The sequence below is a fragment of the Gemmata sp. SH-PL17 genome (assembly GCF_001610855.1).
Lineage (GTDB): Bacteria > Planctomycetota > Planctomycetia > Gemmatales > Gemmataceae > Gemmata > Gemmata massiliana.
The window spans coordinates 6,826,179-6,840,757 of sequence record NZ_CP011271.1 but is presented as its reverse complement, the minus strand read 5'-3'; the positions used below and the strand labels follow the sequence as shown (position 1 = coordinate 6,840,757).

Genomic DNA, 14,579 nt, shown 5'->3' with positions numbered 1-14,579 from the left:
ACTACGCCGCTTTCATGCGCTCGATGAGGTTCGTTGTGGAGAACCCGGCGCGGAGGTCGGCCAGGTGGACGCGCCCGCCGTAGCTCTCCACGAAGTCCGCACCAACTACGTCCGACTTGTGGTAGTCCGCGCCCTTCACCAGCACGTCCGGGCGGACGGCCTCGATAACCGAGATCGGCGTCTTGTCGCTGAAGATGGTCACGAAATCCACGTCCTGAAGCCCCGCGAGTACGAGTGCGCGGGCGACTTCCGGGTTGAGGGGGCGCGTCGGCCCCTTGAGTTGCTTCACGCTCGTGTCGCTGTTGAGTGCCACGACGAGGCAATCGGCTTGCCGCCGGGCTTCCGCGAGGTACTGCACGTGCCCCGCGTGGAGCACGTCGAAGCACCCGTTGGTGAACGCGATCTTCTGCCCGTTCCGGCGCCGGGAGTCGAGCTCGGTGAGGAGTTGCGGAAGGGCCGCGACCTTTGCGGCACCGGGGACGCGCTCCGTGGCTCGGAACGGTGCGTGGAGCAGGTCCGCGAGGATCTCGTCGCGCGTGACGGTGGCGACGCCGATCTTCTCGACTTCGAGCCCCCCCGCGATGTTCGCCAGACGAATGGCCGAGTCGTAGTCGGCACCGGCCGCGAGCGCGAGCCCGAGTGTCGCCATCACCATGTCGCCGGCACCGGTGATGTCGTACACCTGGCGGGGTCGCGTCGGGAAGATCGCGCTACGTCCGTCGGTGTGCGCGAGCGCCATGCCGTCCTTGTCGAGCGTGACGATTCCAGCTTCGAGGCTCAGCGTGTCGCGCAACTGTGCGGCGGCGGTCAGAGCTTCGGCGTGTGTGCGAATGTTTCGGTTGGTCGCGAGCCCCGCTTCGAGGCGGTTCGGCGTCATGCTCGAACACCCGCGATACTTCGCGTAATCGCCGCCGCGTGTGGGATCAGCAATCACGCGAATGCCGCGCGCCTTCGCGACCTCGATCGCAACGCGGAGCAGGCCCGGGGTGCAAACGCCCTTGTCGTAGTCGCTCACGAGCACGATGTCGGCTTCGCGGATCTTGGCAACGAGCGTGTCGGCCAGTTGGCGCTCTACCGCGTCGGAGACGGGTTCGCGGCTCTCGTAATCCACTCGAATCATCTGCTGCGGGTGCTTGGCTTGTGCGCGCCCGATGTAGCGCTCTTTAACGGTGGTGGGGCGGTCGGGATCGGCAACAACGCCGTCCGCATCAATGCCCAGGTCGGTGAGGATGCGCCGGGCGTGGAACCCGTCACCGTCGGTGCCAACGGCGCCGATCACGCTCGTGCATGCCCCGAGAGCTTGGAGCATTGTGGCGACGCTGCTCGCACCACCGAGGCGCTCTTCGCGCTTGTCGGCGCGGAGCAGGATGACGGGAGCTTCTTGGCTGATCCGCTCGGCGTTGCCCCACACGTAGCGGTCGAGCATCACGTCGCCCACGACGAGGACGCGGGGCGCGCCGAGGTTCTGCACGAGTTCGGTCAGGTCGGTCATTGTTGACAATCCGTTGTCATTCTTCTGAGGAGCGCGGGCGTCCTGCCCGCGCCACCGATCCAACCCCGTGCGATCGGGGAATCATTCCAGCCTTTACGGACCTCGATCACTCCGCGGGTGCTACGACCCGCTCCAGCACTTCCGCGAAGGTCGCTTCTCCGTCACGGAAGTGGAGCCCGATGCGCACGGCCCGCAGCGGGCGCCCACCAAGTGTGGGTACTCGGAGCTTCACCCAATCCTTCTGCGTTGTCACGATGGCCGCATCGGAGTGCAAACTTGCTGCCCAGCGGTTGAGGTCATCCACATCTTCCCGCGTGTAAGCGTGGTGGTCGGGGAAGGTGCGAAAATCCGCGATCCGCGCTCCCAATGATTCGAGCGTGTGCCGAAACGCGGCCGGGTTCCCGATCCCGCAGAACCCGCCTACAGTCTTGCCACCGAGCGATTCCACCAGTTCGTGGACTTCTTCATTTGCTTCGTTGCAGCCCACCAGTCCCGTCGGTCGGTGCTCGGTCGTTGCGACCGGTACATCGGGGAACCGTTCCGTGACCCACGCGCGAATCGCCTCGACTTCGGCTTCGGGTACCTGATCGCAGCGCGTGAGCAAAATCGCCCCGGCCCGACGCAGTCCGCTTGCCGGCTCGCGCAGCGTACCGCGCGGGAACTGGTAGTCGCGCGTCGGCGGGCGCGTCGCGTCGATCAGCACGATATCGAGGTCGCGGTGCAGTCGCCGGTGCTGGAACCCGTCGTCGAGTACGAGGAGTTCTGCTTCGAGTTCTTCCACCGCGGTTTCCGCGAGCGCCACACGATCGATTCCCTGCAGGTGCGGTACGTCTGGTAAATTTTCCTCCAGTACCATTGCTTCGTCGTTGCGCCCGGTTTCGGCACCATATCCGCGACTGAGGATCGTCACTTGGCAGCCGCGTTCGCGGAAGAAGCACGCGACCCACTCCACACACGGGGTCTTACCGGTGCCCCCGAGCGTGAGGTTCCCGACGCTCACGACCGGTACCGCGGCGGTATGCACGCGCTTCCAACTGCGCTCGAACGCCCGGTTCCGCACGCGCATCGCGAGACCGTATGGCCAACTCGCGACCCTGAGCCCGGCGCGCGCGATCATTGCGAACGGTCCGCGCCGTTCCCCACGAATCAGTGCGTTCCACGACTCCGGGTTAATCCGCTGGCTCCTTCCGCGCTTCGGGGCAGCGGACTCTAGCAGCGACGAACCGGGCGTGTCAACTCGAAGCGGGGACGAGAATTGGCTCCTGGGCTCTGTGTTTATGTGGAAAAGGCTTGGTTACATGGCCGCGAGCGGGTGTTTGCGGTTCTTCAACGGCAAATCGACCGGCTTTTCTAGGCGATGAGACTCGTACACGGCCATAATCATTTCCAGCGCGGCGCGGCCGTCACTCAGACCGTCGAGTGGGGCACGATCCTTTTCGATGGCTTCGATCAAGTCGTTTGCGATCAAGATGTTGCCGTTGTCGAGTTCCTTCGCGTTTAGTGGCTCGGGTTTGCCCAGACCGGCCGATGTGATCTCCGTCCACGGTGCCTTGCTCTTGCCGAACATCCCGCTCGGGTCTTCGCACAGGTACGCGGCGGGGAGGATGCCGAACCCTAAGTGGATCGTCCCTTTCGTTCCCCGTACTTCGAGCCAGTACCGGGTGCTCGCACCGTCTTTCGCGACGTGCGTCACGAAGTTGCCGGTAGTGGTACCTGCGAAACCGTAGGTGGCCGTGATGTGGTCGCCCAGAATCGGACCGATTTGTTCGCCGCCCTGTCGCACGTCGCCGGATACGGCTTTGCGCCCCGCCTGCTGAATGCGGGCGAAACACCACTTCGCATCCCCCACGAGGTGACGCATTAAATCGAACGTGTGCGTGCCGAGGACCATCAGGTCTTCGCCCCCGCCGCGTTTGTCTTCCTTGCCGTGCCCCCGTAACTCCAGGACCGAGCCGATTTTTCCCTCTCCAATTAGGTCTTTCGCTACCTTCACGCGCGGGCTGTAGGCGGTCTGGTGGGCTATTGCGCATTTGACGTGGTGCCGGTCGCACGCCGCGACCATTTCATCGGCCTGCTGAAGTGTTTGGGCGACGGGCTTTTCCAGGAAGATGCTCGCACCGTGTTCGGCGCACGCGAGAACCATGTCGCGGTGGCAGTCCGGCCAACGGTCGGCCACGCTCACGATTTGTGGCTTTTCCTTTTCGAGCATCTGGCGGAAGTCGGCGTAGGCACTTTTCGCGTTCAGACGCTTGGCTGCGGCCGCGCGCCCGGCTTCGTTCTCGTCCGCGACCGCGACAATTTCCGCTTTGTCGCACTTCAACCAAACGGTATCGAGGCCGTGACCGTAGGCCCCTTTACCGGTCCGACCGATCACCGCGACGCGATACTTTGCCATTGGAGAGCCCCCCGTGAGGTGCCTGATTTTGAGCACGGGTGCAGTGGTTCGCAACAGGTCAGCGGGAATAAGATGGGAGAACCTACGGGAGCGCGGCGATGACGGTGCGGCACATGAGACTCACGTTCGGCCTGTTCATGACCTGCACCGGGATCGGATTGCTCGCGTTCCGCGCCCTCGCGCCCGAAACGGCCGCCGAACTGAACGATCTCACGCGCCTGACGTTCGGCGCGCTACTGGCCATCGTGCTGGGCGGGGTGAATCTCGCGAAGTGGTACGCCGGAGCGCTCGCGCACCAGCAGGCAACGACTCCCGTGCGCCGGCCGTTTCAGTCGGGGGTGACCGCGAACCAGGATGAGGGGCCGAATCCGGCGTTCGACTTCACGAAGGACGGCACGGAACGAACGGACGAGGCGAAGAATTCCTGAATTTTCGCTTCGCGGATATACTGAAAGCATGGGGACAGCAGCTCAAACACCCGACCTGAACGCGGAACTCGTAGCAAAGCGCGACCGCTTGTTAGCTGTTCTGCGAGGGTTCGAGGGCGTCGCGGTCGCGTTCAGTGGGGGAATCGATAGCACGGTTGTCGCAAAGGCCGCGTTCCTGGCGCTCGGCGCTCGTGCCGTTGCCGTGACAGCGGACAGCGCGAGTGTGGCCCGGACCGAACTTGCCGACGCCCGGGAACTTGCGAAGCTGATTGGAATTCGTCACGTGGTGGTGCGAACGGACGAGTTCCGCAATCCCGATTACACGAAGAACGACGGCACCCGCTGTTACCACTGTAAAACGGAGCTGTACACCACGGTCGAATCACTGCTGCCGGAACTCGAAGTGCCCGTTGTGGTGAGCGGCGCGAACCTCGACGACCTCGGCGATTATCGACCGGGGTTGATTGCAGCGGCCGAACACTTCGTGCGCCATCCGTTACAAGAAGCCGGGTTTACCAAGGCCGACGTTCGTGCTCTCGCGAAGCACTGGGATCTTCCTACCTGGGATAAGCCCGCAGCGCCGTGCTTGTCGAGCCGGATGGCGCCGGGCGTCGCGGTCACGCCGGAGCGCACGAAGCGAGTTGAGGACGCGGAAACGTACCTGCGCGCCCTCGGGCTGCGCGAGTGCCGCGTGCGGTACCACGAGGGCGACCTGGCGCGCGTTGAAGTGCCACTGAGCGAATTGACGCGACTCGTGTCCGAACCCGTGCGAACGGAACTCACGCGGTCGTTCCGCGCGCTGGGCTTCAAGTTCGTCACACTCGACCTCGAAGGCTTCCGCTCCGGCAGCCTCAACGAACTGGTGCCACTGGAACTCAAAGTGAAATTCCGCACGGAAGAGTAGCCACGGATAAACGCTGATAACACGGATCAAAACCAGGAAAGTATCGATCGAAATGGGGCGAGAGATTCGTTGAGCTTGCACGCCGCCGACTACTCCCCTTTTGCAGTTTTGGTTGATTCCGTCTCATCTGTGTTCATCCGTGGCTTTTTCTGTATTCGTGCTTCTTCGCTGCCAGGAATTAGCCATGACTCCGCTTCCCGCCGCGACCGCGCTGGACCAGTTCTTCCTTGATGCGCGTAGCAAATTGCTCGAAACGGCCGCGATCTTCGACCGCATCGGGCGCGGGGACGGCTCCGGTGCGGCTGCGACGGACCCGCGGGCCGTGAAATTGCGAAAGGCCGTCGAGGTTCTCATGGGTGAGGCGCCGAACAAGGCCGAACTGCTTCAACAACTCTTCTCAATTCCCTACGACGCGGATTGGAAGCGGCCCGCCCCACGTTTCTAGGTACTCGGCGGTGCGGTACGGTCGCATTTTGCGGAACCTCCGCAGACGATTTTTCCCGCGCCCGGGGTTTTTCCGTGCTGCGTTCGGGCTTACCATGTCGACACAGACGTACCTGTTGGGGCGCGCACCACAGACTTGCTGTTAGCCGGGAGTTCGTCGCCATGCCGATTACGTTGGGTTGCCCGTCGTGCGGGAAACGGTTCCGGGCGCGGGACGAATCCGCTGGAAAGCGGGTAAAGTGCCCGTACTGTCAGGCGGCTGTGCCGGTGCCCACGTCCGAAGAATCGGCTTCGGCTGGTGCCCCGACCGCTCCGCTCCCACCCGTCGCCCCACCGCCGTCGCGCGCAGCGTCCCCGCTGCGCCCGGCCCCGGTTGCACCGCCCGAAGATTGGGGCGCGGTTCCGGCCGCGTCGGTACCGACCGCTCCCGTTCCGACCGCACCGGCGCGGGCCTTTAGTTCGTCTCATCCTCCCGCTCCGCCCCTGGAGCCGGAACCGGATCAGGAACCCGAACCGAAACCGCTTCCCACTCGTGATCGCGGGGCCAAACCGCGCCCCAAACCCGCGAGACCCGAGCCGAAACCGAGTGCAACGAGTACGGAAAAAACGCCCGACCAAGTACTCGCGAAGAAGTGGGCCGCCGTTCGGCGCGGGTTGTTCTGGGTGCAATTCGCGCTGCTTTTCGTCGCCCTGCTCGGGTTCGTCGGCTTCGGCAAAGCGGTGTACACTCGGGCCGTTGGCGAACTGCCGAAGGGCGAGGGGTGGGTCCGGATCGACGGGTACATCAACTCCGGCGGACCGGACGCGATCCCGCTCTCGAAGACTGAGGAAATCAACATATTGGCGTATGGGGTGCCGGTTTTCATGGCCGGCTTCCTGTTGACCATTGGCCGGCTCGTTAGCAGCGGTGGCCCGCGGAACAGCGGCTCGCGCGGGTTGTTTGCCTTGAGCGGGTTGCTCGCGCTGGTGTCGTTCGTATCGCTTCTCGGTTACGCCGTGTGCGAGAAGGCATCGTTTGCCGAGGAAGCGAAGTACGCGCGGACGGCGTTCTTGCTTTGCACACCGCTCGCGGAGTTCTGGTTCCTCACGGCTCTGACGGCGAGCGGATTGGCGCTGAAGCGGCCGAGTGTCGCTCGTGCGGTCGGGTTCTTCGGTTTTCTCTGCGCTCTGATCCCCGTACTGGTGCTGTTCGGGTTAGATCAGTACAAGATCCACCTGCAACCGCAAATTCAGCCGGTCGAAGACCGGTTAATGTACGAGCAGGCCGCGCTGCTAATCGGTTGGTTGATTCTGGTGGGCGCGTACTGGCGAGCGGTTCGTGGGGTCCGTGTGGCGGCCCGCGACTTTATACGCACCGTCGAGGACGCGGCGTAACACAGTGCTCGTTCGCGTGTGGTGACTAGTCGCGGTCACCGCACGCGAAGTTTTGGTGCGGGTTCATTGCATCGCGATTTTCGCTCCGGGCACGCGATGGCCACGCGGTGAAACTGTTTGACCAGCTCGTCACGTCCGTCATATCATCGAGATTGGCCGAACAGTCGCCCCGGGGACCACAGTATGTTCGTTACCGCCGTGCGGGTCGTTAGTGCGTGTGCGCTCGTCGTACTGGCGGGTAGCGAGGTAAGTGCGGACGACAAAGACCCGGTCTACGAGGGCAAGAAGTTCAGCGAGTGGGCGAGCATTGCCCAGACCGGGCAGTCCGTTCGGCAGCGCTCGTTGGCGATCGATGCGCTGGGCAAAATCTGGATCATGGAGCGCCGAACGGGCGCGATCGAGTACGTCACCACGGTACTCCGGAGCGACAAGAGCGCGGCCGTTCGCGCCCAAGCTGCGATCGTGATCGCGGGGCTCCGCGAAGAGGACATGAAACAGTACGGCGCCCCGGCGCTGATCGACGTGCTCAAAACAGAGAAGGAATCGAAGGTTCGCAAAGAGATCATCGCCGCGATGGTCAAGTTTCCTGTCGTGTGCGCGGCCGGGGTCGAATCTCTGACGCCCTCGCTCAAAGATCCCGAGCCGGCGGTTCGGATCGCCGCCGCAGAAGCCCTTGCACTCGCCGGAGCGATGGCGAAATCGGCCGCTCCGGAACTAATTCCGTTACTCAAAGACACTACCAAGTCGGTTCGTGTTGCTGCGGTTTACGCACTCGGGCGGGTCACTCCCGAAGCCGGGACCACCGTCGCTGAAACGATGGCCGCGATGCTCAGTGCGGAAAAGGATCTCGATATCCGGCGCGAACTACTCGCTTCGATCGGGTTACTCGCGGAGAAGTCCGACCCGATCGTTAAAGCGCTGACTGTCGCTCTTACCGACGCCGAGGACGAGGTGCGCCGAGGGGCCGCACGAACCCTCGGGACATTCGGAGCGGCCGCGGCCCCGGCCGTAGAGGATTTATTCAAACTAGCGACGACCGACAAAACGAAGGACATCCGCGTGGACGCGGTGCGGGCGTTTGGGTCAGCCCTCGGGCCGACGGGAGTAAAAGCCCGGCTCAAGGAGCTGCGCCCGTTACTCGACCCGTCCAAACAGCCCGATTTCGAGGTGCGGCTTGCGCTCGTCGAGGAGATCGCCGCGTTGGGGTACGATCACCTCGGCGTTGATCTCATGTCACCCGACAAGGGCGTGAAAGCCGAGGCACTGGAAACGATTGTTGCGCTGCGATTGCGTCTCGCGGACCCACAAGTGAAGGTTCGTGAAGCGGCCGGGATCGCGATTCGGAAGATCGAGAAGAAACCGGAGCCAAAGAAAGACCCCGAAAAGAAACAGTAGCGCCGGGATTACCGCGACGATCCTGGAAATCGGAGCCGGGTGGGAGACTTTGGCTCCCATCCGGCGTTACTTTTTCAGGGTACATCAGCGGTAGTGACCGCACAGGTAGACAGTTCCCAGCGTTCTTCTTGTATGAAGTGATTTCCCAAGCCTGTTTGCATTTTTCGCTCCGGGAACGACAAAATTAGCAATCACTTTCGGCTCGCAGTTTGCTGTTAATTTTGTAATTCGCATCCCGGCTCCGGATCGCTAACTCAGTTAGTAGCATACTGTTGTTAGTGTCTCTGTATCGGTCCTATCTCCCCGCGTGATCCGTCGATTCGGCTGAAGCGATATAACCCGGTTGACTTCGTTCACGCCCGTTCTAGATACAGGATGAATTCCCTGAATTCAGGTCGCACCAAACCCGGCCGAACTCGTTCATGCCGACGGTCCGGAGAGCCGTAGATGTCCACACCCGGAACGCTAACTGCTGCACTCGCTTATGTCCCGAACTGGTGGCAAGAAACCACCGAGCCGGCCGCGTTCGATGCACTCTTGTCCGGCTGGGCACGTGCGTGCGGGTGGCGTGCGTGCGGGTTCGTGTGGGCCAGTGACAGCGCCTCAGTAACGAAAACAGTTCAGGCCGGACTAGAGATCGACGTTCCGGCCCCGCCCGAAGTACCCGATGCCTTGCGCCGGCTCAAGAGCGGCGAGTCCACGGTCCTGTACTCGGTTCCCGGAACGACGGGGCGCGTGTTCGCGGCCGTCCAACCGGCCGGGCGCCCGATCGGGGTGCTGTGGGCCGAGAAGACCGCCGGGCAGCCCTGGGCCGACGGAGAGCGGGCCTACCTCGCTCTCGTGGCCAAGACCGTCGAACGCGCTCCCGCGCTTTCGTCCCTCATCGGTCCCGTGATCGATCCCGAGCGCCTGTACCAACGGCTCGGTGACGTCGCCGTCATCGCCGGGCGCATGGCGCACGATTTCGACAACTTGCTCCAAGGGATCATCGGGTTCTCGGACCTCACGCTCCCGTTGCTGCAGCCCGGTTCGCAACCCGCAAGTTTCGTAGCCGAGATCGGCAAAGTCGGGCAGCGCGGGATTCAATTTACCCAGCAACTGCACCACCTGAGCCGCAGCGGACAGGTGAAGCCGAACCCGGGCACCGTGAGCCTGGCACTGGCAAAAGAAGAAACGCGGTTGAAGATCGCGGCTCAGAACGGGATCCGGATCGAAAAAGACTTCGCACCGAACCTGCCGCCTGCCGCGGTCGAGGCCGGTCCGCTCCAGATCGTGCTCGGGCACCTGCTGGAAAACGCCGTCGAAGCGTGCCCATCGGGTGGTGTGGTGCGGGTTTCCGCCCGGCCGGTCGAACTGAGCGACGCGGACGCCCGGGGGTACCTGGGGCGCGTCGGGGTCGGCGGGTACCTCCAAATCACCGTTTCGGACACCGGCCCGGGGATCAAGCCGGAGGTGCGGCGGCGGCTGTTCGTGGAACCGTTCTTTACCACTAAAGTGCGCCACCGTGGGCTAGGACTGGCCATCGTTTACCGGGTGCTGTGTTCGCACCGCGGGGGAATTCAACTCGAACCCGTACCATCACCCGGAACCGGCACTCAGGTGCGGGTCGTGCTGCCGCTGGCGGCCGCCCGACCCCCGGCCGTGTCCGGATCTGTCACCGCTAACGCGGTCGGAGGTTAGCCACCGTGCCTTACGACATTGAGGACCGTTTGACCCAGACACCCAAACCGTTGTACCCGATCATGACGCCGCCGCCGAAACCACAAGCGATGCCCGCGTCGCGGGAACTTCAGTCCTCGGGTGACATCCACATTCTCATCCTGGACGACGACCCGCACACGTGCGCCGTCATCCAGGCCGCGCTCAACAACCGCGACTTCGTGACCGAGGTCGTGTCCGACCCGATGATGGTGGAGTCCGCGCTCTCGTCGGGCCGGCGGTACCACCTGATCGTGCTGGACTACGTGCTCCCGGGGCTCGAAGCGGAACAGGTGTTCGGCTGGATCCGCGACCACCAACCGGACGCGAACATCGTCGTCGTCACCGGCTACCCGTCGGTGGACAGCGCGATCAACTGCCTCCGGGCGAAGACCTGCGACTACCTGACCAAGCCGTTCCAGATCGAGCAGCTCCGCGAGATCGTGTACCGGTGCCTGGAGAGCCAGGGGCTCCTCCGGATGACCGAGGACGCGCTCAAAGAGGCGCTCGGCGCGGCGATCCGCGAGCGCCGAAAGGCACTGGCACTGACGCTCTCCAACATGAGCGACCGCACCGGAGTCTCGCTCGGGTACCTGAGCCAGATCGAACTGGGCAAGAACTCGGCCTCGATCGAAACCCTGTACCGGATCTGTCTGGCACTGGGCATGAAGATGAGTGAACTGTTCCAGTCCGTCCAGCGGGCGTAACTCGTGATTCGAGTACGAAAGCGGCCCGCCTTTTGGCGGGCCGCTCGTGTTTTGTACACTTCACCAGTCGGACGGAATCACCTGACCGTCCTTTGGGTTGAGAAGCAGGCCGAGGGTTCGTTCACTAACGGTGTCGGGGATGAATCGGGCCGAGCCGTCCCACATCACAACGGTGAACCCACCCGGCTGCAATCCGCCGAACTTCTTCTTGAGATCCTTCGGCAGTGCGGCGCCCGGCAACATCACGTCGTCCGGCTTGGTCCAGATGACCGGTTCGGCCGCCTCGATAGCCGCAATTGTGTTCGACGTGCCGTCCGGGAACGAGGTGGGGATACGGACGGACGGCAGTTGTAGAGCGTTCGGGCCAACGACCATCTGCGTGTGGGTGTAGCCCGGCTTGCCCGGTTTACCGATCGGTGCGAACACTTTGGGCATCTTGTCGATGAGTTTCTTGTTGTGCTCGCTGTCCCACGGTTCGTCGAGCTTGAACTGTCGGTAGAGGTTGTCCTGTTCGAGGTACGGCAGAATCGCGACGCGCCAACTCAAGAGCGGCTGCGGTTTCTTATTCGTCTTATCGAAGAGCGACGTTGTGAGCAGCGCGCCCTTTGGCCCGACTCCATGTACGGGAACCTGGCCGTTTGCGTCGTGGTAGCTGTGCAGGGCGATTCCGATCTGCTTGAAGTTGTTGGTGGTCGTTATTTTTTCGGCCGAACCCCGGACCTTCTTCACGGCCTCGGTGACCATTTGCCCAAGGTCGAAGTCGACCTTGTAGCCGGCCGCGAGGGTCAGGTCCGACCCGGACACTTCGACCCTGGCCGCCTGGAGTGCGCGGTGAGCTTCCTTAACAGCGGGTAGCACGGCCGCGAAGTCGGATTTGCTCGTCATGAGCTTCTCGACCTCGCTGGTCGCCATTTTGATTAGCTCTTGGCCCTTTTCTTTGGCTCGGCCGGCCGCGGTCGCGTCCGGGAACGTGACGCGGGCCGTAGTGCTCAGTTCCTTACCCTTCAAGTCGGCCGTCACGGTGACAGTACGAGCGGTCAGGAATGGTGCGAAATCTTTAAATTCGTTGCCGTTTCGCGCTTCGGCCGGCAACTTGTCCAACCGAGCGACTACGAATGCCGTGTGCCCCGCGGCGGATCGCGTGAGGTCCGGGGTAAGCGGCCAACCGCTAGTTTGGTTCTTGGCGTACCCTTCCAGATACTGCGGAACGAGTGCCGGGCTGAGTAGAACCGCCGTCTTGTCGTTCGGGAAGTGAATGAGTCCCCCGCCCGGCATCTGGTAGAAGCCGCGGGCGTCGGGCTTCGCTTGCGGGTTCAGCCCGAAAGCAGAGGTTTTGGGTATCGGCTTGTTGGCCGCGACGATCAGGACGAAGTTCGGCTCCCCTCGCGCCGGAGCCTCGGTCACGCAGACAGTCACCGCGTCGACATCGGTCGGTTTGACCCCGGTCTCGCGACCGATTCGACCTTCGAGTTGGTCCCAATCGGACCCGCCGCCTGCCTTTGCGAACGCTTGCTTCACCTCGGTGAAGATGGCACCGTCGCGGATGTCTTTCACGTTCAGGTGGGCGAACAGCAGGTAATCGGAACTGACGGTGCTCGTGGGAGCACTCGGCTCCGGGGGGGCCGCAGTAGGAGCCGGCTTTTTCTTGCAGGCCGGAACGAGCACGAGACACGTGAACAGAATGCCGAACGGCACAACAAGTGACCGGCGGGGCATAGCGGTCTCCATGAGAGGGGTGGGACCGACGAAATTATCACCGTGATGCGGAAGAAACGCAATGCGCCAGTCCTTTGGCGCACGGATTTCGAGCCGTTGCTGGGAGTTGTGACGAACGATCGAGGCTATTTCTTCAATTTGCCCCGGACGGATTCGAGAACGGTCTGTTCGTCGGGGAACTGGCCGGTTTTGAGTTTCGAGTAAATCAACTCGCCGTCGAGCATCACCTCAAAGCACCCGCCGCCCGCGGGGACGAGGGTCAGCCCCTTAATCTTCTGCTTCAAATTGCTCAACAGCGTGGCCGTCAAACTGACGGCTTTGGGCTCGTACCCTCAGAGCGAGCAGTACCTCAGTTCGATGTTCATGATGCACCTCAATGAGACGTGGAGCGTCGGCGCGTCACCGACACGGGAATTGTACGCGGCAAATGACCGCGCCCCGGTCGCCAGACCGGGGCGCGGTGGAAAGCAGAGGGCGGACGTTCAGACCCCAGGGCCGTTGAGGTTTCTGCGGAACTGCTTGAGTCCGTCGTGGGGGCCACCGGTGTGGACAATCACGTAGGTCACGCCGCGCAGATCACCCTGCCCGACAACGACCCGGGCCGTGGTGAGCGAGGCCTGGGCGTCCTGGACGTTCTTGAGGTCGAACCGGCCGTTGTTGGGGAACAAATACACTTTCGCGAACGCGGTGGGGTCGCGCGGGTCCGAACTCCGGAACACGATCACCGGTACGTACACCGGCACGTACTCGCTGTTAATCATCTCGTGCCCGCGGTGCATCACGAGGTAATAGTCCAGCCCCCATTCGTCCGGGAGCCGGCCCGGGAGCTTCTGGGCGGTGAGCCACTCGCGTGTCGAGCGCTCGGGATCGCTCAGTTGCTCGTCGGCCCTTTGAACGAGAGCGTCGGCGTCGACTTTGGGGCGCGTGTTGGTGAATACCCCAAACGCGATGCCCACAAACAGGACCGATGCGGCGAGGGCGGCCACGGCCCGGTACGCCTTCCGGCGCAGGTCCGCGCCCCGTTTCTCGGCGACGCGGGCCAGCAACTGGCTACGAAGCCTGCTCGGGACCGGCACAGCAACCATTGCCCGCGCAACGGCGCGGTCGAACGACGCGATCACGCGGCCGTTCGTGGCGCACGCCGGGCACGTAGCCAGGTGGTCGTCGAGCGGACCGGTCACGTCCGGACCGAGTTCGTCGGTCGCGTGGCGGCGGAGTCGGAGATAAAATTGCGCGTCACGGCAGTCCATCGGTCACCTTCTTCGGAGCGGGCGCGGTCCGTTCGCGGTCCGCTTCGTCGGCCGGGCTGAGGCGGGTTCTGAGGTACGCCTTGCCCCGGGCCAAACGCGACATCACGGTTCCGATCGGCAACTCCATTTGCTCGGCAATGTCGCGGTAACTGAACTCTTCAAAATAGAACAGGATGATGGGCGTGCGAAACGTCTCATCCAATTCGTCCAGCACGTGCTGGAGCTTCACCGGGTCAATTTCCGGCACCGAGTCGTCGCCGGTTTGCTGGGGCAGGTCGCCCACAGCATCGAGCGGGACGACTTTGTGCCGCTTCTGGTCCCGCACTTTGTGCAAATACAGGTTCCGCAAGATCCGGAACAGCCACGCTCGAGCGCGGTCCAGTTCGCGGAGCTGGGGCAACCGGGCGAGTGCCTTCCCGAACGTTTCTTGCGTCAGATCCTCGGCGTCCGCCGCGGACCCGCTCAATCGGTAGGCGTACCGGTAGAGGGCTTCATAATGGGCGTCGATTAACTGGGGTAGCCCGCCGGAAGACGCCATACCCGACCCTCACCCTTACGAACCCGAACCGCGGGGTTTATTCCCGAACTTTGTTCGCGCGCCGCGCTGTTCTCACGCCGCCACAAGTTTCGCGTTCCAAAGTTTCGGATTTCGGGACTCGATATTTCACGAATCCCGGACCACCGAAGTTCCACTCCCGTTTCGGCTTTCAGCACAGACGAGAACCGGGGAGCGGGATCACAATAGGGAGGAAAATTTCGAGAGGTGAAAATTTTTC

The 14,579-nt window shown here is 63.0% G+C and carries 13 protein-coding genes and 1 pseudogene; 7 read left to right on the top strand and 7 right to left on the bottom strand.

What is annotated here, in order from left to right; translation table 11 throughout:
• Position 1 precedes the first annotated feature (1 nt).
• The 3 genes from rfaE2 to VT84_RS28195 form a co-directional block, all read right to left on the bottom strand.
• Positions 2 to 1,492: a D-glycero-beta-D-manno-heptose 1-phosphate adenylyltransferase gene (rfaE2, locus tag VT84_RS28205; protein ID WP_082841840.1), complete on the bottom strand. Its 1,491-nt coding sequence runs from the start codon at positions 1,490 to 1,492 to the stop codon at positions 2 to 4.
• Between the two features lie 106 nt (positions 1,493 to 1,598).
• A complete protein-coding gene (gene lpxK / locus VT84_RS28200; RefSeq protein WP_082841839.1) occupies positions 1,599 to 2,609 on the bottom strand; it encodes a tetraacyldisaccharide 4'-kinase in 1,011 nt (336 codons plus the stop codon).
• 177 nt (positions 2,610 to 2,786) lie between these two features.
• Complete coding sequence (locus VT84_RS28195) at positions 2,787 to 3,887, bottom strand: Gfo/Idh/MocA family protein (protein WP_082841838.1); 1,101 nt, start codon at positions 3,885 to 3,887, stop codon at positions 2,787 to 2,789.
• 113 nt (positions 3,888 to 4,000) lie between these two features.
• Here VT84_RS28195 and VT84_RS28190 point away from each other — a divergent pair, with 113 nt between their 5' ends.
• The 7 genes from VT84_RS28190 to VT84_RS28160 all read left to right on the top strand — a co-directional run bounded on the left by VT84_RS28190 (position 4,001) and on the right by VT84_RS28160 (position 10,837).
• The gene (locus VT84_RS28190; protein ID WP_157469893.1) at positions 4,001 to 4,315 is read left to right on the top strand and encodes a hypothetical protein; all 315 of its coding nucleotides are present in this window, start codon (positions 4,001 to 4,003) and stop codon (positions 4,313 to 4,315) included.
• A 28-nt stretch (positions 4,316 to 4,343) separates the two neighbouring features.
• Positions 4,344 to 5,219, top strand: a complete 876-nt coding sequence (gene larE, locus VT84_RS28185; RefSeq protein WP_082841837.1) for an ATP-dependent sacrificial sulfur transferase LarE — start codon at positions 4,344 to 4,346, stop codon at positions 5,217 to 5,219.
• Between the two features lie 184 nt (positions 5,220 to 5,403).
• Positions 5,404 to 5,664 carry a hypothetical protein gene (locus VT84_RS28180; protein ID WP_052556066.1) on the top strand — a complete coding sequence of 87 codons (261 nt, stop codon included), beginning with the start codon at positions 5,404 to 5,406 and terminating at the stop codon, positions 5,662 to 5,664.
• A 161-nt stretch (positions 5,665 to 5,825) separates the two neighbouring features.
• Complete coding sequence (locus tag VT84_RS28175) at positions 5,826 to 7,037, top strand: hypothetical protein (RefSeq protein WP_082841836.1); 1,212 nt, start codon at positions 5,826 to 5,828, stop codon at positions 7,035 to 7,037.
• 183 nt (positions 7,038 to 7,220) lie between these two features.
• Positions 7,221 to 8,432 carry a HEAT repeat domain-containing protein gene (locus VT84_RS28170; RefSeq protein WP_082841835.1) on the top strand — a complete coding sequence of 404 codons (1,212 nt, stop codon included), beginning with the start codon at positions 7,221 to 7,223 and terminating at the stop codon, positions 8,430 to 8,432.
• A gap of 447 nt (positions 8,433 to 8,879) precedes the next feature.
• Positions 8,880 to 10,112, top strand: a complete 1,233-nt coding sequence (locus tag VT84_RS28165) for an ATP-binding protein (protein WP_052556059.1) — start codon at positions 8,880 to 8,882, stop codon at positions 10,110 to 10,112.
• A gap of 5 nt (positions 10,113 to 10,117) precedes the next feature.
• Positions 10,118 to 10,837, top strand: a complete 720-nt coding sequence (locus VT84_RS28160) for a response regulator (protein WP_052556058.1) — start codon at positions 10,118 to 10,120, stop codon at positions 10,835 to 10,837.
• A 60-nt stretch (positions 10,838 to 10,897) separates the two neighbouring features.
• On the opposite strand, the gene VT84_RS28155 is transcribed toward VT84_RS28160, so the two are convergent.
• The 4 genes and pseudogenes from VT84_RS28155 to VT84_RS28140 all read right to left on the bottom strand — a co-directional run bounded on the left by VT84_RS28155 (position 10,898) and on the right by VT84_RS28140 (position 14,341).
• A complete protein-coding gene (locus VT84_RS28155; RefSeq protein ID WP_162271872.1) occupies positions 10,898 to 12,553 on the bottom strand; it encodes a DUF1559 domain-containing protein in 1,656 nt (551 codons plus the stop codon).
• A gap of 125 nt (positions 12,554 to 12,678) precedes the next feature.
• A pseudogene (locus VT84_RS28150) lies at positions 12,679 to 12,873 on the bottom strand (Rdx family protein); the annotation flags it as partial.
• Positions 12,874 to 13,035: 162 nt separating this feature from the next.
• A complete protein-coding gene (locus VT84_RS28145; RefSeq protein WP_082841833.1) occupies positions 13,036 to 13,803 on the bottom strand; it encodes a hypothetical protein in 768 nt (255 codons plus the stop codon).
• On the bottom strand, positions 13,790 to 14,341 hold the full coding sequence (locus VT84_RS28140) for an RNA polymerase sigma factor (RefSeq protein ID WP_052556050.1): 552 nt from the start codon (positions 14,339 to 14,341) through the stop codon (positions 13,790 to 13,792). The genes VT84_RS28145 and VT84_RS28140 overlap by 14 nt, the downstream gene beginning before the upstream one ends.
• Between the last annotated feature and the right edge of the window lie 238 nt (positions 14,342 to 14,579).